Here is a 25,367-nt window from a genome sequence, read left to right as displayed (position 1 = left end):
CGCTTGATCAATTTTGGTGACTAGTTCCGCCGCATGCAGTCTAGTAATTGAACTTTAACCTAGTGTGAGGCTGACTCCGTGACAAGAGTCGCATGAATCCGGATGAATCGAATTTCAAGTTTTCCCCAACTTGCTGCCCCGGCGTGGCATTTCTGCAATAATGCCTGTTGAGGACGGATAATGCTGCTGTACAAGCTTGCTGCATGCGCTAAGGGCGCAGTTTTGTTGACATTGCAGCGCGAAAAGGAAATAGTGCCAGTCGCCGCCGCAAGGCGGCATTTTTGATTTTTCGGGCCTGGTTTTCTTAGCCGGAGTCCGGAGCTTGATAACATCGATGGGAGATCGCGCTATGGCTGAAGCCGCGCCGCTTTATGACACCTATTCTCGTGCCCCGTTGCGGTTCGAGCGAGGCGAGGGCGTGTGGCTGATCACCGAAAGCGGCGAGCGATATCTCGATTTCGGCGCCGGCGTCGCCGTCACTTCGGTCGGCCACAGCAATCCGCATGTGGTCGGCGCGCTGAAGGAGCAGGCCGACAAGGTCTGGCATCTCTCCAACATCTATGAGATCCCCGGCCAGGAGCGTCTGGCCAAACGGCTGACCGACGCCACCTTTGCCGACAAGGTGTTCTTCACCAATTCGGGCGCCGAGGCGCTCGAATGCGCGATCAAGACGGCGCGCCGTTATCAGTATTCCAAGGGTCATCCCGAGCGCTTCCATATCATCACCTTCGAGGGCGCCTTTCACGGCCGGACGCTGGCGACGATCGCCGCCGGCGGCCAGGAGAAATATCTTGAGGGCTTCGGCCCCAAGGCGCCCGGTTTCGATCAGGTGGCTTTCGGCGACATCGAAGCGGTGCGCGCCGCGATCACCGATGCCACCGCCGGAATTCTCATCGAGCCGGTGCAGGGCGAGGGCGGCGTGCGTCCGGCCACCCCCGAATTCATGAAGGCGCTTCGCCAGATCTGCGACGAAAATGGCCTGCTGCTGATCCTCGACGAGGTCCAGACCGGCGTCGGGCGCACCGGCAGGCTCTTCGCCCATGAATGGTCGGGCGTCACCCCCGACATCATGGCGGTCGCCAAGGGCATCGGCGGCGGTTTCCCGCTCGGCGCCTGCCTTGCCACTGCAGAGGCTGCCTCCGGCATGAAGGCCGGCACGCACGGCTCGACCTATGGCGGCAATCCGCTCGCCATGGCCGTCGGCAGCGCCGTGCTCGACATCATTCTCGCCGATGGCTTCCTCCAGCAGGTGCGCGACGTCGCACTTGTCTTCCGCCAGGGCCTGGCTTCGCTGAAGGACCGTTATCCCGATGTGATCGAGGATATCAGAGGCGAGGGGCTGTTGCTCGGCGTCAAGGCGGCCATTCCCTCGGCCGAACTGCTGCAGGCGATCCGCGCCGCCCATCTGCTCGGCGTGCCCGCCGGCGACAATGTCATCCGCCTTCTTCCGCCCCTCGTGGTCACCGCCGAGGAAGCCCGCGAGGGCCTTGCCCGCATCGAGCGCGCTGCCGAGAGCATTCGCGCCTCCAAGGTCAAGAAGACGGCTTGAAGGGATTGCCGCCTGCGGGCGCAGCACAGGTAAGAAGACTATGGCTCCTAAACATTTCCTCGATCTTTCGGCGGTCACGTCAGCCGATCTCAGAACCATCATGAACGATGCGCTCGCCCGCAAGCAGGCCTTCAAGGCCGGCACGGGCGACAAGCCGCTCGCCGGCAAGATGCTGGCGATGATCTTCGAGAAGCCGTCGACGCGCACCCGCGTCTCCTTCGATGTCGGCATGCGCCAGCTCGGCGGCGAAACGCTGTTCCTGTCAGGCACCGAGATGCAGCTCGGCCGCGCCGAGACGATCGGCGACACCGCCAAGGTGCTATCGCGTTATGTCGATGCGATCATGATCCGCACCACCGAGCATTCCAGGCTGCTGGAGCTTGCCGAGCACGCGACTGTGCCCGTGATCAATGCGCTGACGGATGACACCCATCCCTGCCAGATCATGGCCGATATCATGACCTTCGAAGAGCATCGCGGCCCGATCAAGGGCAAGACCATCGCCTGGACCGGCGACGGCAACAATGTGCTGCATTCGCTGGTCGAAGGGGCTGCGCGCTTCGGCTATCGCATGAACATGGCCGTGCCCCTTGGCTCGGAGCCCAAGGATCACTATCTGAACTGGGCCCGCAATGAGGGCGCCGAAATCATGCTCTGCCATGATGCCGACCGTGCGGTCGCCGGCGTCGATTGCGTGGTGACCGATACCTGGGTCTCCATGAATCAGGAACATCGGGCCCGGGGTCACAATGTCTTCCAGCCTTATCAGGTCAACGCGGCTTTGATGGCGAAGGCCGGCAATGATGCATTGTTCATGCATTGCCTGCCTGCTCATCGTGGTGAGGAAGTGACGGACGAAGTGATCGACGGTCCGCAATCCGTAGTCTTCGATGAGGCGGAAAACCGCCTTCATGCGCAGAAGTCGATTCTTGCTTGGTGCCTGGGCGCGATCTGAACCATAATCTGGTGTCGCGAGTCACACACTCGCGACCGCGCGAGCGAAGGCCACGCTGGGCAGTCGCTTGAAAACTAGGAGTGAAAGCCATGGCAGAAGCTGCAGCCGCCCTCGGCCAGTTTGATTTCGCCGGCGATGACCATGTCGTCCCTTTTCAGGTGGAGGGTCTGGATGTGCGCGGCCGCGCCGTCCAGCTCGGCCCGATGCTCGATGCGATCCTCGAGCGCCATCATTACCCCGCTCCCGTCGCCCGGCTGCTTGCCGAAGTCGTCGTGCTGACGGTGCTGCTCGGAACCTCGCTGAAATTCGACGGCAAGTTCACGGTGCAGACCAAGGGCGATGGCCCGGTCGATCTTCTCGTCGCCGATTTCTCGACGCCGGAAAATGTCCGCGCCTATGCCCGTTTCGATCAGGCGCTGCTCAACAGGGCGATTGAAGCAGGCGAAACCGAGCCGGAGCAATTGCTCGGCAAGGGCGTGCTCGCCTTCACCATCGACCAGGGCAAGTTCGGCCAGCCCTATCAGGGCATCGTCGCGCTCGACGGCACCTCGCTGGAGGAGATCGCCGGCGTCTATTTCCGCCAGTCGGAACAGATCCCGACGCGCGTGCGCCTGGCCGCGGCCGAACTCTTCGATCGTGACGAGGCGGGCAAGCCGCGCCATCGCTGGCGGGCAGGCGGCCTTGTCGCCCAGTTCCTGCCGGAGGCGCCGGAGCGCATGCGCCAGCCGGATCTCCACGGCGGCGACGGCGACACCGTCAACCGCCTGCATGGCGAGGACGATGCCTGGGTCGAAGCCCGTTCGCTGGTCGAGACCATCGACGCCGACGAACTGACGGATCCGCTGGTCGGGACCGAACGGCTGCTGTTCCGCCTGTTCCATGAGCGTGGCGTGCGCGTCTACGAACCGCGCGCCGTCTTCGACCGCTGCAGCTGCTCGCGGGAGAAGATCAAGGGCGTGCTGAAGGGCTTTTCGGCCGAGGAGATCGAAGCCAGCCAGGAAAACGGCGAGATCGCCGTGACCTGCGAATTCTGCTCGACCACCTACCGCTTCGAGCCGGCCGAGCTTCAGCCAGCTGAATAGTAGAGTGTTTGCCAAGGCTGTCCCGCTTGCGCGGATAGCTGCCCCTCACCCTAACCTTACCGGGGTCGAACCACTCGTCTCGACCCCTGTTGGTGCCGGCAGGCGGATGAGGGGCAGGCCTCGGCAATCTCCCAAGGGCGGGACATCGTTACACGTCAGTTAAGCACCCGCAGCAGTCCCGGTGAATCCAGCGAGAAGGCGGGGATCTCGACATCGAACATCTCACCTTCGTCCGTTTCCATCTGGTAATGGCCGAACATCAGCCCTGAGGGGGTGTCGAGCGGGCAGCCGGAGGAATATTCGTAGGTGTCGCCGGGGCTGAGCCGTGGCTGTTCGCCGACGACGCCCGGGCCCGTCACCTCGTCCACCAGTCCGTTCTGGTCGGTGATATTCCAGTAACGGTTGACTAGGCGAACGGCTATGCCGGAATTGTTGCTGATGACAATCCGGTAACCCCAAACATAGCGGTCGTCTTCCGGATCGGATTGCTCCTCCAGATAGAATGGTTCGACCACAACTTCGATCTCTCTTGTGAGGGCGCGATACATGCCTTGCACCTTAGTCAAGATATGTTACCCGTATCTTATAAGAGGCCCTGTCCGTCAAGAAACGGAACGTTGATCGTCACTGAAACTATGATGATCGAAGGGTTTTCGATCGTTAAGCCTAATTGTCAGTGTTAATTCCAGATCGGAACGCCGGCACGACCGTAGTTGTTCCCCCGGCCGAACCGTGGTGAGGTCCGGCGAGCCGAACCCCAGTGAGATCAGGCGAGCCGAACCCCGAGTGAGGTCCGGCTCCCATTGTCGTCGATCAGGCCGAAACCTTGGCAAGCGCCCGCGCGAAATCCTCGATCAGATCGTCGGTATCCTCGATGCCGGCCGAAAGCCGCACCGTGCCCGGAGAAATGCCGAGTTCGGCGCGCGCCTCCTCCGTCAGGTTCTTGTGCGTCGTCGTTGCCGGATGGGTGATCAGGCTCTTGCTGTCGCCGAGATTGTTGGAGATCTTGACGATCTCCAACGCGTTCTGCAGGGCAAAGGCCGCTTCCTTGCCGCCCTTGAGCTCGAAGGCGACCAGCGTCGAGCCGCCGGTCATCTGCTTGGCGATGATATCGGCCTGCGGATGGTCCTTGCGGCCGGGATAGATCACCTTGGCGATCTTGCCCTGCTCGGCGAGGAAATCGGCGATCTTTGCCGCATTCTGCGTCTGCTGGCGCACGCGCAGCGGCAGCGTCTCGATGCCCTTCAGCAGCGTCCAGGCATTGAACGGCGACATGGCCGGGCCGGTATGGCGGAAATAGTCGTGCAGGTTCTCGTCGATCCATTCCTTGTCGGCAAGTACGACGCCGCCGAGGCAGCGGCCCTGGCCGTCAATATGCTTGGTGGCGGAATAGACGACGATATGGGCGCCGAGTTCCAACGGCTTCTGGAACAGCGGCGTGGCGAAGACATTGTCGACGACGACCTTGGCGCCGATCTGGTTGGCGAGCTTGGCGACGCCTGCGATATCGATCACTTCGAGCGTCGGGTTGGTCGGGCTTTCCAGGAAGAACACCTTGGTCTTCGCAGTGATCGCCTTTTCCCAGTTGGCCAGATCCCGGCCGTCGATCAGCGTGCAGTCGATGCCGTATTTCGGCGCCAGCGTCTCGACCACCCAGCGGCAGGAGCCGAACAGGGCGCGCGCGGCGACGATATGATCGCCTGATTTCAGCTGGCAGAGGATCGCCGCGGTGACGGCCGCCATGCCGGAAGCGGTGGCGCGGGCATCCTCCGCGCCTTCGAGCATGCACATGCGCTTTTCGAACATGTCGTTGGTGGGGCTGCCGTAGCGGGCGTAGATGAAGCCCTCCGTCTCGCCCTTGAAGCGGGCTTCGGCCGCTTCCGAGGTCTCATAGACGAAACCCTGCGTGAGATAGATTGCCTCGGACGTTTCGCCATATTGCGAACGCAGCGTGCCGCCGTGAACGAGTTGGGTTGCGGGGCGCCAGGACTTGCTCATGCCATCACCTTCACATAACAAAAAAACCGGTCGCAAAAGCAGACCGGTTTCAACCCGGTCTTTTTAGCCACTTGTTTAACGTGGCTGCAAGCCGACCGGCCAAATCACCACGGGATAATTCTGCAATACTGCTGTTAGCTGCTTGCGTCAATTCCCCGAGTTTGGTTTTGTCGGCGGCAAATGATGGATGAGGCATGATGGCTCGTGAAACGGGAATTCTGGCGGATCGCGCGATCTCCGCGCTGTTCGAAACGGAGCGTCTGATCTCCGAACGGGAGCTGGACCGTGACCAGATCCAGCCGGCAAGTCTCGACCTGCGCTTGGGCGCCAAGGCCTTTCGCGTGCGCGCCAGCTTCATGCCCGGCCCCTCGCATCTGGTGTCGGACAAGCTCGACCGGCTGAGCCTGCATGTGATCGACCTCTCCGAGGGCGCGGTGCTCGAGACCGGCTGCGTCTACATCGTGCCGCTGATGGAGAGCCTGGCGCTGCCGGCCGACATGTCGGCCTCGGCCAACCCGAAGAGCTCGACCGGCAGGCTCGATATCTTCACCCGCGTCATCACCGATTATGCCCAGGAGTTCGACAAGATCCCGGCCGGTTATTCCGGCCCGCTCTATCTCGAAATCAGCCCGCGCACCTTCCCGATCGTGGTGCGCCGCGGCTCGCGCCTGTCGCAGATCCGCTTCCGCGTTGGCCATTCCCTGCTCGGCGAACCGGAACTCTTGAAGCTGCATGAAAGCGAGACGCTGGTCGCCAGCAAGCAGCCGAACGTTTCGGGCGGCGGCATCGCGCTGTCGATCGATCTGGCCGGCGACAAGGACGGCCTGATCGGCTATCGCGGCAAACATCACACCGCCGTCGTCGATGTCGACAAGAAGGCCCAGCATGACATCTATGATTTCTGGGAACCGCTTTATAGCCGCGGCCGCAACGAACTGATCCTCGATCCGGACGAGTTCTATATCCTCGTCTCGCGCGAGGCCGTGCACGTGCCGCCGGATTACGCCGCCGAGATGACCCCCTTCGATCCGCTGGTCGGCGAATTCCGCGTCCATTATGCCGGCTTCTTCGATCCGGGCTTCGGCCATGCGCCGGCCGGCGGCCGCGGCAGCCGCGCCGTGCTCGAAGTGCGCAGCCACGAGGTGCCCTTCATCCTCGAAGACGGCCAGATCGTCGGCCGCCTCGTCTACGAGCACATGCAGGAAAAGCCGGCCAGCCTCTACGGCTCCGGCCTCGGCTCCAACTATCAGGCGCAGGGCCTCAAGCTCTCGAAGCACTTCCGCATCTGAGCCTTCCCGGCGGCCACGACTTGACAGCGGCCCCCATCTGTTGGAAATCTCAGCTCATCGCGGGTGTAGCTCAATGGTAGAGCAGCAGCTTCCCAAGCTGAATACGAGGGTTCGATTCCCTTCACCCGCTCCAATTGCCCCGACCGTTCGTTCGCCGCCTTTTGAAGGCGCTTCGCGATCTTTTATGAAAAAGGGTTGCGCGCAGGCACCGGCTCCTACAAGGAAACAGATGGCGCCTCGGCCGCGCGCAACCCCTAGCTTCGCCTTTATTTGGTCTTACTGACGCTCGTCTCAATTCTCCCCAATTGAGACCTCACGTAGTCGCCGTGGCGAAGCTTTGCGAATTCGTCGGTGGCTTGTGTCCGTCTGCTCTTGAACACGTACCATTGACCGTCCGGTTCGCGTTTCTGATAGATCAGGCCGCCCTTCTTGCGGTGGCTGAAGCAGGTGATTGCCGTCGCCGTTCCGGTCTTGGCGTGCCAGTCGGCGTTGAAGCAGAGTTTGCCCGACTCCGTGACGAACCAGCGGCCCATGCCGAAGGATGGCGAGCCATTTTCCCGCGACCAGGCGGTAAAGCGACGCGCCTTCGCGGAGAAGTAGCCGGCGCCGGCTTTCCACATCCAGGAATTCTGGTTGTAGAGCTGATAGATCTCCGCGCTGCTCATCGGCTTTGCCGTCTCGATCTCCGCAGGCTCATTGGTTGCGGCAGCGGACGCGGCCGTGGCGATACCGCTGGTCAGGGCGACGGCCAGGAACATTTTTTGAAGCATGGACATGTTCAGGTTCCCTCTGTTCAATTGATGCTTTCGCGGACGAGCCGCCAGTCGGGGCGGCCATAACCGTCCGGCCACGGATAGACTTCACGGTCGTTGAAGTAGATGACGGCGCTCAGGGCCGGGAACTGCGGATAGCGTTTCGTTACGCTCTCGGCCCAGTTTCGCACGAAGGAATCGTCGCCTTCGTAGCCGAGTTCGGCAACCATGATGGGCTTGCCGTAACCCGCGACACGGGCGTATCCGGGCGCAAGGTGCTCGGCAAACGTCTGGTCACGGCCAGTCTTGTCCCTGTCGTATTGCTCCAGGCCAAAGACCGAGAGGCCGATGATATCGACGACATCACTGCCGGGATAAAAGGCCTGAAGCCCCTCATTGCCCTTCGGTGACCACATGTATTTGGCCGTCTTCAGGTGGACCTTGCAGACCTCCACCATCCGGCGATAGGCCTTGGCATAATCGGCGCCCTGCCAATGCGACCAGGAGAACTGGCTGTCGGTTTCGTCCATTTCCTGTCCCCAGCGAATGATGACCGGACTTTTCAGCGTGGCAGCGGTCGAGCAGACGGCGGCCATGTTCGCATCGCGCGAACCGTCCAGGATGCTGTGCAGCAGTTCCTGCGAGGTCTGGCGCCAATCGCGTGACCAGGTCCAGGGCTCGACCGAGATCAGCAGGGTGCGGCCACGCGCTTGCGCATAATTGTCGGCGAGGACGAGCGTGCGCAGATCGACATCTTCCCAGGGCAGGAAGAGGTGTTCGATCTTCGAATCGGGCGAGGCGCCCAAATCTCCGTGCGGATCATAGGCGCCGAACGTGATCGACTCCTTCGTGACGACCGGCATTTTGGTCGGCGGCGCGATGGACGATGTCGTCATGGCAAGCGACTGCCCTTCGGCAGAACTGCCCAGAGCGGTCGGCAGCACCGCGACTCCCGATAGCAACAGGCCGGTTAACGACAACAGGGCTATTTTGGATGGGCTATGCATTGTGTAGTTCCTCCACGCTCGGCCGCACGTCCGGGTGAGCGGCATCGGTTCTCAGTTGGATCTCCTCCGGATCGGAAATCCATCGTGGTTTGAAAAAGATCGTGCGCAGCGCGGTCCCGCCCCGGCCTGCACCGGAGACGGCATAGCGCTCTTCGAACAGCTGAAGGCGGCCGCTGCCCCAGGCGAGTGCCTCGGTCGCATCCTTTCCGCGCATGATGGTGGCAGCTCCCGGCAGCGCGACGAGCGCAACAAGCGCGGTCGCCATCGCCGGACGATAGAAACGCGGGGCCGCCGCAACCGTATTTTCCTTCGAATGGCGCCCGACGATGACCAACAGCAGCGCGCAGTAGATTGCCGCGTTCAGGACGGTGAAGAAGTAACCCCCCTTGGAGGCGCCGGCATCGTCGATTGCCAGGGCGGGCAATACCGCCATGAGCGCCAGCAAAGCGTAGGGCGCCAGGACACGCACCGGCAGCAGATCGACTTCGGACCGCCCTTTCGGCGTGACGCGGAAATCGACGAAGGAGCCTGTCACAAAATCGTGCACCGCAGCCAGCGTGCCGGCGAGCGCCCAGGGCCAGCGCGCGAAGAGAAAGAGCATGCATTCCCAGCTCAGGATCTTGGCGTCGTAGGGGCGGAACGAGTTGCTGGCGCGCCAGCGATAAGCCATCACCACCAGAGCGATGGAAAGCGGTGCGAAATGCGCCAGGAAATCGGGGTAGGTCACCGTCACGAAGTTCTGGCCGCGCACGAGCGCGATGATCGGCAGCGCAAACATGAGCAACATGAAGAACGCAAAAAGCGGATACCAGAGTTGCGAAAAGAGGAACTGGAACTGGAGCCGCCGCGGCAGCCGGCCGACCAGGCTCGGCGAGTACCGCAACAGCACCATGACCAGGCTGCGCGACCACTGGAATTCCTGCGTCACGAGATCGCTGAAGGTTCTGGGGCCGTCACCATGGGCGATGGCATCCAGCGCATGCACACCCCGCCAGCCGCCGGCATTCATCATCAATGTCGTCGAATGGTCTTCAGCCAACTCCGGACCGAGGCCGCCGATCTGTTTGAGGGCGACGGTACGCACCGCGTAGTGCGAGCCTATGCACAGCGGCGCCAGGCCGCCATTGTAACCGGCTTGGAGCGAGCCATGCATGCTGGCCTCGGCATAGAGCCTTCCACGTGCCGACCAGCTTTCGGAAGCGTTCTTGTCGCAAATGCTGGGGGCCGAGACATAGCCGACTTTTGGATCGGCGAACGGACGCAGCATGTGGAAGAGATAGTCGGGCGCGGGAACATGATCCGCATCGAGTTGCGCCACGAAATCGTAGCGGCTGTAGCCGTAGTGGTCGTAGAAGAAGGCGAGGTTGCCCTCCTTGCACCGCGTGCGTCGGGGCCACGACGTCCGATGATAATCGGATCGCCCCTTGCGGGTCGAGACGAAGACCCCGTGCCTGGAGCACCAGTCGAGAGTCTCGGGGGAAGGGTCTTCGTCGGCAAGCCAGGTGTCGTGTTCCACTTCCTGGGCAAGCATTGCCAGCAGGGTTTCACTGACGACCGAGAAGGGTTCCGCCGGCGCCTTGGTCACGACCATGGCCACGCGGCTGCCCGCCGGCAGGCGCAAGGGGCCGTTCGGTCTTGCCGCCCGATAGAACACGACGATGAAATAGGCCGGCAGCGCGGTCACCCAGGCAAGAACGACGCTCACCGTAATTGTCCCGAAAGCATCGACGTGATGGCGCGGCTCCAGCCACCAGATCCAGAAATAGGCGAAGGCGCAGAGCCATACGGCCGCCGAGAACAGATATTCGGCCCGCCGATGTCCGCTCAGAACCGGGACAAGAAGCGGCTCGTGGGAGAGTTCCGGAGCATGCGTCGCTTGGGTAATCGCAAGTTCGGTCACGCGCGCGCCTCCAGTCCGAAGAACGGAGCCGCCGTCCGCACGATGGTTTGGAGGTCGGAATAACGAGGCTGGAAGCGGAGCGTCTCGCGGGCCAGGCTGGCGTCGGCGTAGAGGCTGGGTGGATCGCCCGGCCGGCGTGGATGGATGACGACCGGGACTGCGCATCCGGTCGTTTCCTGGATCACGCGCAGGACTTCCCTGATGGAAAAACCCCGCCCGGTGCCGAGGTTGACAGCGAGGTTTGCTCCGCCTTTGGCGAGATGGGTGAAGGCCTGAACATGGGCGCGCGCGAGATCTGCGACGTGAATATAGTCCCTTATGCAGGTCCCGTCGGGAGTATCGTAATCATCGCCGAATATCTCAAGATGCGGAATCCGGCCGGCCGCGGCCAGCAGCGCCCGCGGAATGAGATGAGTTTCCGGAACGTGCCATTCGCCAAGATCGCCGTCCGGATCGGCGCCACAGGCATTGAAGTAACGCAGGGCAACATACCGCAGGCCGTAGGCCGCCGCATAATCGGCGAGCATATGCTCGCCGATAAGCTTGGTCTTGCCGTAGGGATTGATCGGAGCCTTCGGCAACGTCTCATCGATCGGCAGCACCGAGGGGACGCCGTAGACGGCACAACTCGATGAGAAGATGACGTTCCGAAGCCCGGTCTGCCGGCAGGCATCGATAAGCGACAACGCACCGCCGACATTGTTGTTGTAATATTTCGCTGGGTTTTGCACGGACTCGCCCACGTAGGCCGAGGCGGCAAAGTGGATGACGGCATCGGGAGCATATTTCTCGATGACCTCGATCAGGCATGACGAGTCGAGGACGTCACCTTCGACAAAAGGCCCCCAGCGCACGGAGGAACGGTTTCCGGTCGTGAGATTGTCGTAGACGACAGGCTCAATCCCCTCCGAGCGGAGGAGCTTGGCGGTGTGGCTGCCGATATAGCCGGCACCGCCCGTGACAAGGACCCGGGGCGCATCCATCAGACCGCCTCCAGTTCGCGTGCCGGACGGGTGAGAAGGCCATCGAAATAGTCGATCGTCTGACGCAGGCCGCTCGACAGCTCGATCTTCGGCCGCCAGTCGAGTTCCTGCATGGCAAGCGAAATATCGGGGCGACGCTGACGCGGATCGTCAACCGGCAGAGCGCGATGGATGATTTGCGACCGCGAGCCCGTCAATCCGATCACCTGCTCGGCCAGCTCCCGGATCGTGAATTCGCCCGGATTGCCGAGATTGACAGGCCCCGTCAGCGACGACGGCGAGGCCATCATGCGGACCATGCCGCCGATGAGATCATCGACGAAACAGAACGAGCGGGTCTGCGAACCGTCGCCATAGATCGTGATGTCTTGCCCCGTCAGGGCCTGAACGATGAAATTCGAGACGACGCGGCCGTCGTCCGGACGCATCCGCGGGCCGTAGGTGTTGAAGATGCGGATGATCTTGATCTCGACGCCGTGCGTGTTGTGGAAGTCGAAGAACAGCGTCTCGGCGCACCGCTTGCCCTCGTCATAGCAGGAGCGCGGCCCGAACGAATTGACGTTGCCCCAGTAGCTTTCGACTTGCGGGTGGACGTTCGGGTCGCCGTAGACTTCGGAGGTGGATGCCTGAAGGATGCGTGCGCCGGTGCGCGCGGCCAGCTCCAGAAGGTTGAGGGAGCCCAGCACGCAGGTCTTTGTCGTATGGATCGGATCGGCCTGATAATGCGGCGGCGATGCCGGGCAGGCGAGGTTATAGATTTCGTCGACTTCCAGATCGAGCGGGTGGACGATATCGTGGGCAATGACGTTGAAGCGATCGACCCCCTTCAGATGGGCGATATTGCGCCGCATGCCGGTGGAAAAGTTGTCGAGGCAGATCACCTGGTGTCCGGCCGCCAAAAGCGTCTCGCACAGATGGGATCCGAGGAAACCTGCGCCACCGGTGACAAGAATTCTCTTGGGAGTACGAGATGTTCCGCATGGATCATTTGCATCACGAGCCGAAGTTAGAACAGAGCGCGCACGAATCTTACCAAGATAGTTCACGACCACCTCCCGTGTTTTCAATTTTTGCTATGAAATCTTCGATTTTTACTTCGACATACCGCGACATTAAGTCGTTAGATCATGCGAATATTTTATTCATCCGGTTTTTCTTCTGGAGAGAACCGATGTTTATTTAGATACAGCTAAGGGAGGCAATTGTCGTTATCCTCGCGTCCTGGAAATTATCGCTCCGTACATTTCAGAGCGAAAAGGAATATGGTAAACAACTTATGGAGGATACTTTTCGAGCACTTCCGCTTTTTCAGACGTAGTTCTGCGGAGATTTCAGCCGCAAAAACAATTGCTTTTCTCAATTTCCATGGCTCGGGTCGGGTTATGCGCTGGAGGAATTGGATGGCTACAGGGTCTGAAACCGACGATGATGCTGCCGCCGAACAGGAACGGCCGGCGCATATGGAGCGGCGGCGCTGGCCGCGTGAACCGGCCATGCGCAAGGAACGCCCACTCCATGCCTCCCCTGCACTCGTGCCGCTGCGATTCTCGACGCAGGACCTGCCGCCGGCAGAACAATTCGAGGCCTGGCGGGCACATATGGCGCCGCTCGTGGATGTTCATCTGCCGGAGGGAAAATCACCGGAAGACGGGTTCCTCGCGGAGCAGATCGGCTGGCATCTCGGCGATATCCTCGTCGTCCAGCAGCGTGCGCATGCCCACAGATATATCCGCGATCAGGCCATGCTTCGATCGAGCCCCATCGACCATTGGAACGTCGGCCTGCAGCGCAGCGGCCAAGCCTGGACCGAGGTCAACCGTCGTGTCGCCGAGACCGGTGCTGGCGAGATTTTTTTCATGTCTCTCGGCAGCCCCTATCGCGGACGGATGACCGATACCGAAGCTTTGCTCGTGTTCCTGCCGTATGAGTTGCTGGCTCGCGATGCGGGCCTTCTTCAGAGCGCCGGCAACACGGTTTTTTCGGGCAGCCACGCCGAGTTGCTCACGGGCTATCTCACGGGCCTCGAAACGAACCTCGGCAATCTGACGATAGAGGAAGTGCCCCGGATCATCCAAACCATCGGCGATATGGTCGTTGCGGGCGCCGCATCGTCCACAAGGACTGATACCGGTCAAAACCAGGCCAACATGGGACTGATGGAGCGGGCGCACCGCTACATTCACGTCAATCTCCATTCGGAAAACTTGACACCGGACATGATGTGCCGCGCGCTGGGGATATCGCGTACGCGGCTTTACCAGCTGTTTGAGGCGAACGGAGGCGTGCTCAATTATATTCGCAAGCGGCGATTGCTGCAGGCCTATGCGGATCTCAGCAATCCGGCCGACCACAGGCCGATTTCAGAAATCGCGGAAGCCGCCGGTTTCGAGGTCGCCGCCAATTTTACGCGCGCCTTCATCCACGAATTCAAGCTGAGCCCGCGTGAAATCCGAAGGACGGTGGCAACCCAACAGCGGCCGGCTCCGGCCATCCGCTCCACGCGGCGTTACGGAAAAACGATCGGTGATTGGCTGGCCCTGACGGGTTGATCCGGCTCGGACTGAAATCCAGACTCGAAGTCCGTCAAGCGGCGGTCGGCGCGCTTGCCGAAGACACCCCGGACTTGATCCAGACCCATGGCCTCTAAACCGTCTGGGCGATGTATCTAGACCACGCCGACCAAGCCTAATCCCCGAAAAAGCGGATCGGCTTATATTGCCGGTGCGCGATGATCAGGCTCCGGTCGGGCTGGATGATGTAGGTTTCCTCCACCTGCCGGCCGTACTGGTCGATGAAATCATGCGGAAAGGCGGAACCAACCGGCGATTTGGTGAGTTTGGTGCGCGGCTGGCCGCTATAGGTGATGCTTCCGGGGATGGGTTCGAGGCCCGGTCCGCTGTAGCTGACCGTGTTGCATCCCGCCAGAACGAGCGTGCCAACAAGGCCGATGATTGCAGGTTTCATGTCCATCCCTCCCAATGCCGTGAATAGTGTCACTCTACCCCTTGCCGGAGAGAGTTCCCGACACGAATGCCCATGCCGCTCTTCAATCCTTTGGGAAGCACCCCGGGGGACGTCGTGATCGAGCGGCCGGACGCGACGTCCACCTATGGATAATAGGGTGAGAATCCCGTTCCTCCAGACGCGCCGACCCATCCATTGCCGAAACCGGTGCCGTCTGCTAGATCGGCATCGTCGAAAAAGGCAGGATCGGTTGAGGTAAGCCCGGTCCCTTCCTTTCGAGCGTTAAACGCTCTGGGGAAGCTCTGCTCCGTGCCATGGCACGAGAACCCGCGACGTGATCCGCATCAAGATGCGGGATCCCGGCGGCGTGCGGAGACGGCAAAAAGGCAGTCCCGGGATTTTTTCGAACGGAGACTGTCATGCGCTTGAACCATCTCGATTTCCACGTTCCCGATGTCGCTGCCACGGCGGATTTCTTCATCCGCCATTTCGGTCTGAAGCTTAAGGATATGCGCGGTCAGAACGGCCTCGCGATCCTGGAAGACGATACCGGCCTCGAAATCGTCCTCAGCCACGCAATCGCAAAATTCGGCACCGCCGATCAGGTGGAAATGGGGCGCCAGACCTATCACATCGGCTTCATTCTGCCCGAGAGGGCGGATGTCGATGCGGTCCATGCCGGGCTTGCGGCTGCCGGTGCTGATCTGTCCGGCCCGCCGGCCGCCATGCGCGGCGGCTGGCTGTTTTATTGCACGGCGCCCGGAAACATCCTCGTCGAGGTCGGCTGGCGGCCGGCTTAGACGATACCTAAAAGGAAAGGGCGGCCGCAGCCGCCCTTTCCAATGCCTGTTTTGACCGGCTCAGAATTCCGTCCAGTCCGCATCTGGGCTTGACGATGGTGTGCTGCTGCCGGCGCCGAAGGCGTTGGCGATTTTCTGGCCGAGCGCGCGGGCCGGCGAGGCGGCCGGACGGGCGGTGCCTTCTTTGGCGACGCGGATCGGGGCTGCCCTGACCGCCGGGCGCGGGGCCACGCGCGGTGCTGCGGCCGGGATCGGCGCGCTGGCGGTGAAGCCGCCTGTGCCGGTCAGCCTGAACTGGCCGAGCAGATTGTTCAGCGCCGCCGCTTCGGTGGCGAGGCTGTGGCTGGCGGCGGTGGATTCCTCGACCATCGCCGCATTCTGCTGGGTGCCCTGATCCATGGTGTTGACGGCGGTGTTGATCTCCTGAAGCCCGATCGATTGTTCGCGGGAGGCTTCGGCGATCGCGTGGACATGCTGGTTGATTTCCTGCACTTCGGCAACGATCGCATCGAGCGCCTTGCCTGTCTCGCCGACCAGCGAGACGCCGGTCTGCACATGCGTGCCGGAATTGGTGATCAGCCCCTTGATCTCCTTGGCGGCATTGGCCGAGCGCTGGGCGAGTTCACGCACTTCCTGGGCGACGACCGCAAAGCCCTTGCCGGCTTCGCCGGCGCGCGCCGCTTCGACGCCGGCGTTCAGGGCCAGCAGGTTGGTCTGGAAGGCGATGTCGTCGATGACGCCGATGATGTTGGAGATTTCGCCCGAGGACTTCTCGATCTGCTGCATGGCGGAGACCGCCTTGCGGACGACCTCGCCGGATTTCTCGGCGCCGAGGCGGGTGCGGGCGACGAGCTGGCTCGCCTCCTCGGCACGCTTGGCGGCGTCGCGCACCGTCGTGGTGATCTCTTCGAGGGCCGCTGCCGTCTCTTCGACCGAGGCCGACTGCTGTTCCGTCCGGTGGGAAAGTTCGTCGGCGGACGAGCGGATCTCGTTGGCGCCGGCGCCGATCGCCCGGGCATTGGCGCCGACCGTGTGCATGGTTTCGTTGAGCTTCTCGACCGAATTGTTGAAATCCTCACGCAGCGCATCGAGATGCGCGACGAAGGGCTCGTCGATATGCGAGGCGAGATCGCCAGCGGCAAGGCGGCGCAGGCCGTCGCCGAGTGCGGCAACGGCGCGTTCGAGTTCGGATGCTTCGCGGGCCTTCTGCGCCTCGCGTTCGCGCCGCTCGCCATCGCTGACATTACGGTCGGTTTCGGCGCGCGCCTCGATCTCCGCCCGTTCGATCGCGTTGTCGCGGAAGATCGAGACGGCCTTTGCCATCTGGCCGACTTCGTCGCGGCGGTCGAGGCCGCTGACTTCGCTTGTCGTATCGCCTTCGGCAAGCCGCGTCATGCGCTGGCGCAGCTGCGTCATCGGGCCGGCGATGCCCATCTGGGCGACGACCACGCTGACGCCGACGGCAATGAGAACGGCGATGCCGATCAGCACGAGGCAGAGGACGATCCGCCCGTTGACGGAAGCCGAGAGCGCATCGCCGCCATCATTGAGCATCGCCATCATCGCATCATTGTTGGCGATCATTTTCGGCGTCAGGGCATCGAGCTTGGCATTGATCAGGGCAACATTCGAAAGCGCGCCGGCGCTGTCCTTGGCCTTGCTCTGTTCGATGATCTTGTTTGCCAGGATTTCGATTTCGTCGATGCCGGCCTGGATCTCATCGATCGCCGCCTTGCGGCTGGGCACCAGCGCCAGCGCCTGCTTCATCCGGTCACGCGCCTGCGGCAGCTTGCTCGGCGTGGCGAGCGCCGTCTGGAATGCCGGCGTATCGGGCTTCATGTCGGCAATCAGGGTTACCTGCAGCACCGAGGCCACCGCCGATGCGCTGGCGCGCGCGCTCAGCATCGAGGCCTGCGCTTCATGATCGATGAAGGCGCTGTAGGCGGCGTCCGCACGGCGGAACTCGGAGATGACGTAGATCAGCCCGGCCATCGTGATCAGCCCGAGCAGCGCCACGACCGAGATGATTTTTGTGCGGATTTTCAGATGCTTCAGCATGGAAATGTCACCCGATTGACGGGGCGTGTCGCGCGCCCGGTGCTTTTGAAATCAATTGCTGCAGAAAGGACTGCTTCAATATTGCGGTTCAAGGATAGGTTTGGACTGACGCGTGCATCATGCGATCGGCTGGCGGGGTCCGATGTCGTCGCAACAAATAAAAGGCGATATTCTTTAATTCCGCGCTAACACGGCGGCGCGGATGCCCGCAATTTTTAGGGGCAAGAGCTGCGCGCCATGGCACCCAGGATCAAGCCTCGGAACCGGCATGCAACAGAGCCTCATTCTGAGGTGCTCCGCCGGCCTCGAAGGGCGAGGCGGGTGTGCCGACGCGACTGTCATTCTGCTCCCCCACTCCCACACATATTCCCCGCCACGCATGACTCTGATACATCTCGCCGCAACGCTTCCCACTGAGCCCCGAGATCAAGATCACGATGACGCAATCCAAGCTGGCATCCCTGACTCTGAAGGTTTTCTTCGCGTTCGGCCTGTTTTTGCCAGCGCTCTTTTCGAGCCTTGCCGCATCCGCCCAGCAGGCATCGCCCTCGCTGCCGCTGCTTTTCGATGCGCGCGAACGTCTTGCGAGACCGGATCTCTCCTCGCTGGTGCGCCTGCGCTTCCTGACGTCGGTCGATTTCCCGCCCTTCAATTTCACCGATCAGAACGGCAAGCTCTCCGGCTTCAATGTCGACCTCGCCCGCGAAATCTGCAGCGAGCTGGAGATCTCGGACAAGTGCCAGATCCAGGCGATCCCCTTCGCCGACCTCAAGGATGCGCTTGCCGCCTCGCAGGGCGATGCCGTCATTGCCGGCCTTGCCGTGACGCCGGAGCTGCGCCGGCAATTCGTCTTCTCCCGACCCTATCTGATGCTGCCGGCGCGCTTCGTGCGCAATCTCGCCGTGCCGCTCGACGGCAAGACGGCTGCCGCCCTTTCCAGCCATCCGGTCGGTGTCGTCCGGGGGACGGTGCATGAGGCGATGCTGGCCGCCTTCTTCCCGGCGATCAAGGCGCAAGCCTTCGACACCAAGGACGCCCTGCTGGCGGCACTCAAGGACCGCAAGGTCGATGCCGCTTTCGCCGATGCGCTGCAGCTTTCCTTCTGGGTCTCTTCGCCGGCTTCGGCCAAATGCTGCGCGCTTTTCGACGGTCCCTATCTCTCCGAACATTTCCTCGGCGAGGGCATGACGATCATGCTGCGGCAGAAGGATGGCGTGCTGACGGCGGCCATCGACCACGCGCTCGCCACGCTGTCGCGCAACGGCCGTCTTCAGGAAATCTATCTGCGGTATTTCCCCTACGGGCTCTATTGACGCCGCGGTCCGAACTGCGCGCGCTCAGCCCTTGCGGAAGCGCGCAATCGCGCTGCGCTCGATCGCCGCGCAGGTGAGCTTGTCGAGACCGAGCCGGTCGCGCAGCAGGCTGAGCAGCCGCAATTCTTCCGCCTTGACCGAAAGGTCGGCGGAGGCCACTTCGACGGCCAGCGCATAGGCCGTGTCGTAAAGCTTTACCGGCAGGGTGTCGCGCACGGTTTCGAGCACGACGTCGAGGCCTTCCGGCCCGGCCAGCAGCGCGGCGCAGTCGCGCGCCACCGAAATCAGCTTGTCGTCGTCGAAATCCCGGAAAACCGGCAGGAACCCGATCAACTGGCCGATCCTTGTCATCTCCCTGTCGTTCATCGTGCTGTCGACGGCGGATGCCATGACCATCACGTAGATCAGCGCATCATGGGCGGAAAGCGGCTTGTTCATCTCTGATTCCTTTTTCGATCTGCCCAGATTAGGAATTGGTTGCAGTCATTACAAGAGATCGGCCATATCCGCGGCTGTTCGCGCTTGTCATGGCGGCCGGTCATTTGCGGCGCGGATCGGCGCCATAGACGCCTTTTCCCGCCTGCCTGGCCGTCTCGGCGATCCCCGCAAGCGGCGACCCCGCCGCCGCTTCCGCCCAGCCATTTTCGGCAAGCCATGAGCCGAGATCCTGGGTGCCGAGCCGGCAGGCGGCCGTCACCGTTTCCTTCCATTCCGCTGTCTCGACATCGCAAGTGACGCTGCGGTTGCGCAGCAGCTGACGCAGCGCCGTCTTCGCCATCATGCCGCAGGGCCATTGCCGGCCCGCCGGCCCGCATATTCTGTCCGCCGGCGTCGGCACGATGCCGGTAAGCTGAAGTTTCCGCTCGCCAAAGGAAAGCATGCCGGCATTTTCGACCATCGGCCGCGCCAGTTCCATCGGTTTTTTCGCGGCCGGGCCGGCCGCCTGCCCGGCCGTCGTCTCCGCTTTTTGCGCTATATTGGCGGGTTTGGGTGCGACATCGCCGCCTGGATCCGGAGCGGGCGGAACCGCCGGTTCCGCTGACCGGGCGATCATTTCGGCTTGATCGTCCGAAATCGCAGCGGCTTTGCCGGCTGCGGGGGCAGCCTCCGCCGCAGTCGCCGTTTCCTCTGCGGACGTCGTCTCTTCCCCGACTGCGCCGCTGCGAAGTCTTGCTTCGCCCGCCATCAGCAGGCCGGCCACCACCACCATCCCTGTGAGACCTGTGAAGATGGCGGCAGGGCGCATGGAATATCTTCCTATTGGCTGGCCCAGATGATGCGGGCGATCCAATCGACGTCGGAAAGCTCGAGGGTGCGGTTGGGATGTTCGGGATTGAGTGACATCAGTTCGATCGACCGCGGGCTCTGCCGCAGCAGCACCTTGGCCATCACCTCGCCCTCGTTTGTGCGCACGACGATGCGGTCGTTGCGGCGCACCTGGGCGCCGGGCTCGACGATCAGCACGTCGCCGTCGCGGTAAAGCGGCATCATGCTCTCGCCCTGCACCTCCAGCGCATAGACGCCCGCCTTCTGTGCCGGGGCTGCCGGAAATTCCACCACGTCCCAGCCCTGGCCGGCCGGAAAACCGCCATCGTCGAAGAAGCCGCCGGCGCCGGCCTGCGCGAAGCCGAGCAGTGGAATGGAGCTGCCTTGCGGCGGAAACGCGCCGTCAGACTGTCCGGCCGGCTGGCCCGGCCCGGCGTCCGGCCGCATGAAGGCAAGAAACTCCTCCATGCTCGCCCCTGTCGCGTCGAGCACCTTGGCGATCGATTCCGTCGAAGGCCAGCGCAAGCGCCCGTCGGCGGAAAGCCGTTTCGACTTGTTGAACGAGGTCGGGTCGAGCCCGGCGCGGCGCGCAAGACCGGATGGCGTCAGCTCGCGCCGTTCGGCAAGCCTGTCGATCGCTTCCCAAATCTGGTCGTGTGACAGCATATGCGCCCGATCCCTGCGCGGCTGATTCAGCGGCGCGCTTCAACCGGGCGGAATGTTAACCGACCGGCCCGCCCGAGTAAAGATCAGGAGGAATAAAATCCTGTCACATCAGGCGTGCCACGTTCAGGCAACCATCGCCATATTGATCTTGCCGAGCTGAATCACGGCCTGCGTCCGGCTGTCGACATCGAGTTTCAGCAGGATCGCCGAGACATGCGCCTTGATCGTCGCCTCGGAGACGCCGAGTTCATAGGCGATCTGCTTGTTCAGCAGCCCTTCGCCGAGCATGGTCAGCACCCGGCTCTGCTGCGGCGTCAGCGTATGCAGACGGTGGATCAGGTCGGCGACATCGGGATCCTGCTCCTGCCCGTCGCGGTAGCTTTCCGGCGTGGCGATGTCGCCGGCAAGCACCGTCTGGATGCTGCGGCGGATATCGTCGATGCCGGAAGATTTCGAAATGAAGCCGGAAGCCCCGAGCTCCAGCGCCCGGCGGATCGTCGTCGCATCGTCGGTGGCCGAGACGATGACGATCGGCAGGCTGGCGAATTCCGAGCGCAATGCCATCAGCCCGGAAAAGCCGCTGACGCCGGGCATGGCGAGGTCGAGCAGCATCAGGTCGGCATCCGCGTGGGCGCCGGCGGCCCGGCGTGCGGCCGCGAAATCGCCGGCTTCGACGATCGACTGCCGGCCTTCCATGCCGATCACCGCCTGGCGTAGCGCGTCGCGGAAAAGCGGATGATCGTCGGCAATGATGATGGTTTGTTCCTGCATCGAAAACTCCCTCCCAAGAGCCCGATCATGCCTGCATGCGACGCCGTCCCTCCGCGTTGCATGCTGGCTTGCTGGCATAGGACTATATCAATCAGGTCTTCTGCGGAAGGGGATTGGTGTTTTCCTCAGCCTGGAACTCCTTCACCATCCCCATGAAACTCTTCATCATCCGCTCCATGATGCTGATCGAGCGCTCGACCTCGGCGTCGCTCGGCAGCGCGCGCTGGGCGACATTGCCCTGTTCAAGCGCCGTCACCCGCTTTGCCAGCCGGTCGAGTTCGTCCTCATAGGCCGCCCGCTCGTCGGCCGCCATCCGGCAGACGAGGGCGCCGTCCTTGTCCTGGCAGATCGACATGGCGCCGGTCTGCCGGTCGAGACGGACAAAATGATCGCCGCTCTTCTCCAGCTGGAAGCGGCCGGCGTCGGTTTCAGCCGCCGAGGCCGCCAACGGCAGGAGAAAAACGCCAAGTGTCAGAACTAAAACCTTCATCGTCTCATCCTCCGGATTTTGCTACTGGAGCATGATGCCGAAAAGTGTGCGCGGTTTTCGGACGACATCATGCTCTAATTCTGTTCCAGCGGTCCCGTTTTTCGCGCCGGGGCGTGGACATCGCCGCCTCTTTCCGGCAAAGCCTCGTGACCAAGGACCAGCAGTCGCGAGGCCATGATGACCCTGACACCGACCCTTTACAAGATCGTGACGGAAACGCTCTGGCAGCAAGCCAGACAAACCGGCACTTTTCATGGCGCCGGCATCGATCTCACGGATGGCTTCATCCATTTCTCGACGGCAGCCCAGGTGAAGCAGACCGCCGCCCTGCATTTTGCCGGCCAGTCCGGCCTGCTGCTGATTGCGGTCGATGGCAGCGGCTTCGGTGACAAGCTGGTCTTCGAGCCTTCGCGCGGCGGCGATCTCTTCCCGCATCTCTTCGCCGATCTGCCGCTGGCGGCCGTGCTCTGGGAGGCGCCTCTGCCGCTCGACGAAGCCGGCGCCCATATTTTCCCGGAGCTTAGGCCATGATCGATCCTTTCAAGCGTCTCGCCCGCAAGGGTCTCTTCCTGTTCGATCCGGAAACGGCACACGGCATGTCGATCGCCGCGCTGAAATCCGGCCTCGTGCCCGCCTGCCAGCTCAAGCCCGATCCGCGCCTGCGCCAGACCGTCGCAGGCCTTACCTTCGACAACCCGCTCGGCATGGCCGCGGGTTACGACAAGAATGCCGAGGTGCCGGAGGCGCTGCTGAAGCTCGGCTTCGGCTTTACCGAGATCGGCACGGTGACGCCGAAACCGCAATCCGGCAATCCGCGGCCGCGCATCTTCCGCCTGGTGGAGGATGAAGGCGTCATCAACCGTCTCGGTTTCAACAATGAAGGCCATGATGCCGCCTTTGGGCGCCTCGCCGCGCTAACGGGCGGTGGCATGATCGGCGTCAATATCGGCGCCAACAAGGACAGCGAGGACCGCGTCGCCGATTATGTCGCCGGCATCCGCCGCTTCTATTCCGTCGCCCGCTATTTCACCGCCAACATCTCCTCGCCGAACACGCCCGGCCTGCGCGACCTGCAGGGGCGCGAAAGCCTGGCGGTGCTGCTGTCATCCGTGCTTGCGGCACGCGACGAGATGGCGGCGACAACAGGCCGGAAGATCCCGGTCTTTCTGAAGATCGCCCCCGATCTGACCGAGGAAGGCATGGATGATATCGCCGCCGAAGCACTCTCGCATGCGCTGGATGGCCTGATCGTTTCCAACACCACGCTGTCGCGCGACGGGCTGAAGGATCAGCGCCAGGCGAAGGAGGCGGGCGGCCTTTCCGGCGTGCCGCTGTTCGAAAAGTCGACGGCGGTGCTCGCCAGGATGCGCAAGCGCGTCGGCCCTGATCTGCCGATCATCGGCGTCGGCGGCGTCTCCTCGGCCGAAACCGCGCTGGAAAAGATCAGGGCCGGCGCCGATCTCGTCCAGCTCTATTCCTGCATGGTCTATGAAGGCCCGGGCCTCGCCGGCGATATCGTCCGCGGCCTGTCGAAACTCCTGGACCGCGAAAAGGCCGGCTCGATCCGCGACCTGCGCGATACCAGGCGGGATTATTGGGCGGCGCGGAAGGTCTGATCGGCGCGCCGCTTGACCAGCATCGCCAGGAAGACGCCGCGGAAGAGCAGGAAGGCGTTCATCGCCAGCCACAGGCCATGATTGCCGAAGAGCGGCACGAAGACCGCGAGCATCAGCAGATAGCCGGCAAAGGACATCAGCATCCGGTTGCGCATCTCGGCCGACCATGTCGCGCCGATGAAGACCCCGTCCATCAGGAAGGCGAGCGCGCCGGTCAGCCCCGTCACCGCCGCCCAGGGCAGATAGGTTTCGGCGGCCTGCCGGACCTCGGGTGAAGTCGTCAGCACCGAGATCAGCCAGGGTCCGGCGAGGAAGAAGAAGGCGGAGCCGATCGCCGCCAGCCCGAAGGACCACAAGATCGTCAGCCTCAGCCCGCGGTCGAAGGCCGGCCGGTAACGCGCGCCGATCGCCCGGCCGATAATCTGTTCGGCGGCATTGGCAAGCCCGTCGAGATAGTAGCCAGACAGCAGGAAGAAATTCATCACCACGGCGTTGGCGGCAAGCGTCACCGCGCCGAAGCTGGTGCCGATCCGCGTCATGATGGTGAAGGCGCCGATCAGCACGAAGGTGCGGATCAGGATGTCGCGGTTGAGCGCGAAAAGCTCGGCCAGCCGATGCCGCGAAACGATCTCCGCCCATGCCGGCCGCTCTGCCTTGTTAAAGCCGCGCAGCACGATGACAAGCCCGGCAAGCGCGCCGACGGTTTCGCCCGCCATCGTTCCCCAGGCGACCCCCGTCACGCCCCAATCGAGGGTCAGGCCGAGATAGATGGAAAGCAGGATGTTGATGCCGTTGATGATCGCCTGCAGCAGCAGTCCGATATTGCCCTGTCCGCGTCCGAGCACGAAGCCGAGGATGGCGTAATTCGCCAGCGCCGCCGGTGCCGCCAGCATGCGGATGGAGAAATAGGTGCTGGTCGCCTCTGCGATCGCACCCTCCGCGCCCATCAGCGTCAAGCCCGCCGCCATCAGCAGTGGCGAAAGACAGAGCAGCGCCAGTCCGCAGCCGAGCGCCGAGATCATCGCCCTGGAGAAAACCGCCTGCTGTTCGTGCTGATCCCGGCGGCCATAGGCCTGCGCCGTCAGCCCTGTGGTCGAAGCGCGCAGGAAGTTGAAGCTGCCGAGGATCAGATCGAAGAGCATCGCGCCGATCGCCAGCCCCGCCAGCGCCTCCGCATTGCCCATGCGGCCGACCACGGCGGTGTTGGTCAGCCCGAGCAGCGGCGTCGTCATGAAGCCGAGCGTCATCGGAAGGGCGATCGACAGCACCAGCCGGTGGGTCACGTCGAAAGCGAGCCTGTTGTCGTCGATCCTGCTATCCATGCCTGCCTCGCCGCGACAGCGCCGCGCGTCCTGGTGAGAGGCGCTAGGGACGCTGTAACATTCTGAATTGCTGCAGGCGGAATCGCCTCAGCTGGAAAGCACCATGGCCCAATAGGGCAGGTTCCGGGAAGAGGGATTATGGGCGACGGCGACACCGAGGCCGTCATAACGCCCGAGCATGTTTTCCAGATGATGCGGCGAGTTGATCCAGGCCGTCACCACGGCATCGACGCTCTGCTGGCCGGAGGCGATATTCTCTGCCGCCGGCAGCCGGACACCACTTGCTTTCACACGCGCGCCAAAACTGTCGGTCATGCTCATGAGGTGCGCCATCTTGCCGGCACTCGCCATGCGCTTCGCCTGGAAGAGAGCAGCCGTACTCGCTGCCGGGTCGACGGCCAGCGGCGGCAGGCCGTTTTTGGCTCTGAGCTGGTTGACGAGCGGCAGCACCCGCGCCGTCTCGTCCTCGCCGTCGGACGGCGTCCCGGCGATCCGCGGGGTCGTGGTGCAGCCGGCGATGCCGGCGGCGAGCGCAAGTCCGGAAAGGCGCAGCAGCCCGCGCCTGGAAAGATCGATGGATGTCATG

General features: G+C 62.7%; 25 protein-coding genes, 1 tRNA gene and 1 riboswitch. Of the genes, 10 read left to right on the top strand and 16 right to left on the bottom strand.

The window, feature by feature from the left end:
* Positions 1-349 precede the first annotated feature (349 nt).
* The 3 genes from FHT75_RS12985 to FHT75_RS12975 all read left to right on the top strand — a co-directional run bounded on the left by FHT75_RS12985 (position 350) and on the right by FHT75_RS12975 (position 3,586).
* Positions 350-1,549: an aspartate aminotransferase family protein gene (locus tag FHT75_RS12985; protein WP_048338255.1), complete on the top strand. Its 1,200-nt coding sequence runs from the start codon at positions 350-352 to the stop codon at positions 1,547-1,549.
* Between the two features lie 40 nt (positions 1,550-1,589).
* Positions 1,590-2,504, top strand: coding sequence for an ornithine carbamoyltransferase (gene argF / locus FHT75_RS12980; protein WP_028756221.1), 915 nt, complete (start codon positions 1,590-1,592; stop codon positions 2,502-2,504).
* Between the two features lie 89 nt (positions 2,505-2,593).
* Positions 2,594-3,586, top strand: coding sequence for an Hsp33 family molecular chaperone (locus tag FHT75_RS12975; protein ID WP_183844905.1), 993 nt, complete (start codon positions 2,594-2,596; stop codon positions 3,584-3,586).
* A 155-nt stretch (positions 3,587-3,741) separates the two neighbouring features.
* Here FHT75_RS12975 and apaG read toward each other — a convergent pair whose 3' ends face one another.
* Complete coding sequence (gene apaG / locus FHT75_RS12970) at positions 3,742-4,134, bottom strand: Co2+/Mg2+ efflux protein ApaG (RefSeq protein WP_028756223.1); 393 nt, start codon at positions 4,132-4,134, stop codon at positions 3,742-3,744.
* Between the two features lie 265 nt (positions 4,135-4,399).
* Complete coding sequence (locus tag FHT75_RS12965) at positions 4,400-5,584, bottom strand: O-succinylhomoserine sulfhydrylase (protein WP_028756224.1); 1,185 nt, start codon at positions 5,582-5,584, stop codon at positions 4,400-4,402.
* 42 nt (positions 5,585-5,626) lie between these two features.
* A riboswitch (SAM riboswitch) is annotated at positions 5,627-5,705 on the bottom strand.
* 73 nt (positions 5,706-5,778) lie between these two features.
* Here FHT75_RS12965 and FHT75_RS12960 point away from each other — a divergent pair.
* Together FHT75_RS12960 and FHT75_RS12955 are read left to right on the top strand one after the other, a co-directional pair.
* On the top strand, positions 5,779-6,873 hold the full coding sequence (locus FHT75_RS12960; RefSeq protein ID WP_063474740.1) for a 2'-deoxycytidine 5'-triphosphate deaminase: 1,095 nt from the start codon (positions 5,779-5,781) through the stop codon (positions 6,871-6,873).
* 59 nt (positions 6,874-6,932) lie between these two features.
* Positions 6,933-7,006 (top strand) — tRNA-Gly (locus FHT75_RS12955).
* A 133-nt stretch (positions 7,007-7,139) separates the two neighbouring features.
* Here FHT75_RS12955 and FHT75_RS12950 read toward each other — a convergent pair.
* The 5 genes from FHT75_RS12950 to FHT75_RS12930 are packed head-to-tail and all read right to left on the bottom strand — an operon-like array spanning position 7,140 to position 12,561.
* Entirely contained in the window at positions 7,140-7,649 is a 510-nt protein-coding gene (locus FHT75_RS12950) for a DUF995 domain-containing protein (protein ID WP_183844906.1), read from the bottom strand.
* A gap of 17 nt (positions 7,650-7,666) precedes the next feature.
* Positions 7,667-8,632, bottom strand: coding sequence for a glycoside hydrolase family 26 protein (locus FHT75_RS12945; RefSeq protein ID WP_409527367.1), 966 nt, complete (start codon positions 8,630-8,632; stop codon positions 7,667-7,669).
* Complete coding sequence (locus FHT75_RS12940; protein WP_183844907.1) at positions 8,625-10,532, bottom strand: glycosyltransferase family 2 protein; 1,908 nt, start codon at positions 10,530-10,532, stop codon at positions 8,625-8,627. The genes FHT75_RS12945 and FHT75_RS12940 overlap by 8 nt, the downstream gene beginning before the upstream one ends.
* The gene (gene galE / locus FHT75_RS12935) at positions 10,529-11,515 is read right to left on the bottom strand and encodes a UDP-glucose 4-epimerase GalE (protein WP_047617040.1); all 987 of its coding nucleotides are present in this window, start codon (positions 11,513-11,515) and stop codon (positions 10,529-10,531) included. Before galE ends, FHT75_RS12940 begins: the two co-directional genes overlap by 4 nt.
* Positions 11,515-12,561 carry a UDP-glucuronic acid decarboxylase family protein gene (locus tag FHT75_RS12930; RefSeq protein ID WP_025570268.1) on the bottom strand — a complete coding sequence of 349 codons (1,047 nt, stop codon included), beginning with the start codon at positions 12,559-12,561 and terminating at the stop codon, positions 11,515-11,517. Before FHT75_RS12930 ends, galE begins: the two co-directional genes overlap by 1 nt.
* 354 nt (positions 12,562-12,915) lie before the next feature.
* Here FHT75_RS12930 and FHT75_RS12925 point away from each other — a divergent pair, with 354 nt between their 5' ends.
* Positions 12,916-14,064 (top strand): helix-turn-helix domain-containing protein, encoded by a 1,149-nt coding sequence (locus FHT75_RS12925; protein WP_183844918.1) that lies wholly within the window; start codon positions 12,916-12,918, stop codon positions 14,062-14,064.
* A 136-nt stretch (positions 14,065-14,200) separates the two neighbouring features.
* Here FHT75_RS12925 and FHT75_RS12920 read toward each other — a convergent pair whose 3' ends face one another.
* Positions 14,201-14,479: a hypothetical protein gene (locus FHT75_RS12920; protein WP_003556229.1), complete on the bottom strand. Its 279-nt coding sequence runs from the start codon at positions 14,477-14,479 to the stop codon at positions 14,201-14,203.
* A 419-nt stretch (positions 14,480-14,898) separates the two neighbouring features.
* Here FHT75_RS12920 and FHT75_RS12915 point away from each other — a divergent pair, with 419 nt between their 5' ends.
* Positions 14,899-15,279, top strand: coding sequence for a VOC family protein (locus FHT75_RS12915; RefSeq protein ID WP_183844908.1), 381 nt, complete (start codon positions 14,899-14,901; stop codon positions 15,277-15,279).
* Positions 15,280-15,339: 60 nt separating this feature from the next.
* Here the strand turns inward: FHT75_RS12915 and FHT75_RS12910 are convergent, their stop codons facing one another.
* On the bottom strand, positions 15,340-17,337 hold the full coding sequence (locus FHT75_RS12910; RefSeq protein WP_183844909.1) for a methyl-accepting chemotaxis protein: 1,998 nt from the start codon (positions 17,335-17,337) through the stop codon (positions 15,340-15,342).
* A 437-nt stretch (positions 17,338-17,774) separates the two neighbouring features.
* On the opposite strand from FHT75_RS12910, the gene FHT75_RS12905 reads away from it, so the two are divergent.
* Positions 17,775-18,650, top strand: coding sequence for a transporter substrate-binding domain-containing protein (locus FHT75_RS12905; protein ID WP_047617030.1), 876 nt, complete (start codon positions 17,775-17,777; stop codon positions 18,648-18,650).
* Positions 18,651-18,674: 24 nt separating this feature from the next.
* On the opposite strand, the gene FHT75_RS12900 is transcribed toward FHT75_RS12905, so the two are convergent.
* The 5 genes from FHT75_RS12900 to FHT75_RS12880 all read right to left on the bottom strand — a co-directional run bounded on the left by FHT75_RS12900 (position 18,675) and on the right by FHT75_RS12880 (position 21,843).
* Positions 18,675-19,088 (bottom strand): tellurite resistance TerB family protein, encoded by a 414-nt coding sequence (locus tag FHT75_RS12900; protein WP_025570278.1) that lies wholly within the window; start codon positions 19,086-19,088, stop codon positions 18,675-18,677.
* Between the two features lie 100 nt (positions 19,089-19,188).
* Positions 19,189-19,896, bottom strand: a complete 708-nt coding sequence (locus tag FHT75_RS12895) for a thermonuclease family protein (protein WP_183844910.1) — start codon at positions 19,894-19,896, stop codon at positions 19,189-19,191.
* A gap of 11 nt (positions 19,897-19,907) precedes the next feature.
* Complete coding sequence (locus FHT75_RS12890) at positions 19,908-20,582, bottom strand: S24 family peptidase (RefSeq protein ID WP_183844911.1); 675 nt, start codon at positions 20,580-20,582, stop codon at positions 19,908-19,910.
* 123 nt (positions 20,583-20,705) lie between these two features.
* Complete coding sequence (locus FHT75_RS12885) at positions 20,706-21,353, bottom strand: response regulator (RefSeq protein ID WP_028756106.1); 648 nt, start codon at positions 21,351-21,353, stop codon at positions 20,706-20,708.
* Positions 21,354-21,444: 91 nt separating this feature from the next.
* Positions 21,445-21,843: a hypothetical protein gene (locus FHT75_RS12880; RefSeq protein ID WP_025570286.1), complete on the bottom strand. Its 399-nt coding sequence runs from the start codon at positions 21,841-21,843 to the stop codon at positions 21,445-21,447.
* A 177-nt stretch (positions 21,844-22,020) separates the two neighbouring features.
* Between FHT75_RS12880 and FHT75_RS12875 the strand changes: the two genes are divergently transcribed.
* Both FHT75_RS12875 and FHT75_RS12870 read left to right on the top strand, forming a co-directional pair.
* Positions 22,021-22,374 (top strand): DUF952 domain-containing protein, encoded by a 354-nt coding sequence (locus tag FHT75_RS12875; protein WP_025570287.1) that lies wholly within the window; start codon positions 22,021-22,023, stop codon positions 22,372-22,374.
* Positions 22,371-23,459, top strand: a complete 1,089-nt coding sequence (locus FHT75_RS12870) for a quinone-dependent dihydroorotate dehydrogenase (RefSeq protein WP_028756105.1) — start codon at positions 22,371-22,373, stop codon at positions 23,457-23,459. The genes FHT75_RS12875 and FHT75_RS12870 overlap by 4 nt, the downstream gene beginning before the upstream one ends.
* On the opposite strand, the gene FHT75_RS12865 is transcribed toward FHT75_RS12870, so the two are convergent.
* Positions 23,435-24,781 carry an MATE family efflux transporter gene (locus tag FHT75_RS12865; RefSeq protein WP_028756104.1) on the bottom strand — a complete coding sequence of 449 codons (1,347 nt, stop codon included), beginning with the start codon at positions 24,779-24,781 and terminating at the stop codon, positions 23,435-23,437. The genes FHT75_RS12870 and FHT75_RS12865 overlap by 25 nt on opposite strands.
* Before the next feature lie 87 nt (positions 24,782-24,868).
* A complete protein-coding gene (locus tag FHT75_RS12860; protein ID WP_028756103.1) occupies positions 24,869-25,366 on the bottom strand; it encodes a CAP domain-containing protein in 498 nt (165 codons plus the stop codon).
* Position 25,367 lies beyond the last annotated feature (1 nt).

Source organism: Rhizobium sp. BK112 (assembly GCF_014193215.1).
GTDB classification, from domain to species: Bacteria; Pseudomonadota; Alphaproteobacteria; order Rhizobiales; family Rhizobiaceae; genus Rhizobium; species Rhizobium anhuiense.
Note: the sequence above shows the minus strand (reverse complement) of the source record. Positions and strands in the feature narration are given on the sequence as shown.

Bases quoted from the DNA above. Each gene is read 5' to 3' on its own strand.
- FHT75_RS12950 (WP_183844906.1), bottom strand. From the start codon at position 7,649: ATGTCCATGCTTCAAAAAATGTTCCTGGCCGTCGCCCTGACCAGCGGT.
- FHT75_RS12900 (WP_025570278.1), bottom strand. From the start codon at position 19,088: ATGAACAAGCCGCTTTCCGCCCATGATGCGCTGATCTACGTGATGGTC.
- FHT75_RS12965 (WP_028756224.1), bottom strand. From the start codon at position 5,584: ATGAGCAAGTCCTGGCGCCCCGCAACCCAACTCGTTCACGGCGGCACG.
- FHT75_RS12895 (WP_183844910.1), bottom strand. From the start codon at position 19,896: ATGCGCCCTGCCGCCATCTTCACAGGTCTCACAGGGATGGTGGTGGTG.
- galE (WP_047617040.1), bottom strand. From the start codon at position 11,515: ATGGATGCGCCCCGGGTCCTTGTCACGGGCGGTGCCGGCTATATCGGC.
- FHT75_RS12880 (WP_025570286.1), bottom strand. From the start codon at position 21,843: ATGAAGGTTTTAGTTCTGACACTTGGCGTTTTTCTCCTGCCGTTGGCG.
- FHT75_RS12915 (WP_183844908.1), top strand. From the start codon at position 14,899: ATGCGCTTGAACCATCTCGATTTCCACGTTCCCGATGTCGCTGCCACG.
- FHT75_RS12945 (WP_409527367.1), bottom strand. From the start codon at position 8,632: ATGCATAGCCCATCCAAAATAGCCCTGTTGTCGTTAACCGGCCTGTTG.
- FHT75_RS12870 (WP_028756105.1), top strand. From the start codon at position 22,371: ATGATCGATCCTTTCAAGCGTCTCGCCCGCAAGGGTCTCTTCCTGTTC.
- argF (WP_028756221.1), top strand. From the start codon at position 1,590: ATGGCTCCTAAACATTTCCTCGATCTTTCGGCGGTCACGTCAGCCGAT.
- FHT75_RS12960 (WP_063474740.1), top strand. From the start codon at position 5,779: ATGATGGCTCGTGAAACGGGAATTCTGGCGGATCGCGCGATCTCCGCG.
- FHT75_RS12885 (WP_028756106.1), bottom strand. From the start codon at position 21,353: ATGCAGGAACAAACCATCATCATTGCCGACGATCATCCGCTTTTCCGC.
- FHT75_RS12865 (WP_028756104.1), bottom strand. From the start codon at position 24,781: ATGGATAGCAGGATCGACGACAACAGGCTCGCTTTCGACGTGACCCAC.
- FHT75_RS12890 (WP_183844911.1), bottom strand. From the start codon at position 20,582: ATGCTGTCACACGACCAGATTTGGGAAGCGATCGACAGGCTTGCCGAA.
- FHT75_RS12985 (WP_048338255.1), top strand. From the start codon at position 350: ATGGCTGAAGCCGCGCCGCTTTATGACACCTATTCTCGTGCCCCGTTG.
- FHT75_RS12975 (WP_183844905.1), top strand. From the start codon at position 2,594: ATGGCAGAAGCTGCAGCCGCCCTCGGCCAGTTTGATTTCGCCGGCGAT.
- FHT75_RS12920 (WP_003556229.1), bottom strand. From the start codon at position 14,479: ATGAAACCTGCAATCATCGGCCTTGTTGGCACGCTCGTTCTGGCGGGA.
- FHT75_RS12860 (WP_028756103.1), bottom strand. From the start codon at position 25,366: ATGACATCCATCGATCTTTCCAGGCGCGGGCTGCTGCGCCTTTCCGGA.
- FHT75_RS12875 (WP_025570287.1), top strand. From the start codon at position 22,021: ATGACCCTGACACCGACCCTTTACAAGATCGTGACGGAAACGCTCTGG.
- FHT75_RS12925 (WP_183844918.1), top strand. From the start codon at position 12,916: ATGGCTACAGGGTCTGAAACCGACGATGATGCTGCCGCCGAACAGGAA.
- FHT75_RS12910 (WP_183844909.1), bottom strand. From the start codon at position 17,337: ATGCTGAAGCATCTGAAAATCCGCACAAAAATCATCTCGGTCGTGGCG.
- apaG (WP_028756223.1), bottom strand. From the start codon at position 4,134: ATGTATCGCGCCCTCACAAGAGAGATCGAAGTTGTGGTCGAACCATTC.
- FHT75_RS12905 (WP_047617030.1), top strand. From the start codon at position 17,775: ATGACGCAATCCAAGCTGGCATCCCTGACTCTGAAGGTTTTCTTCGCG.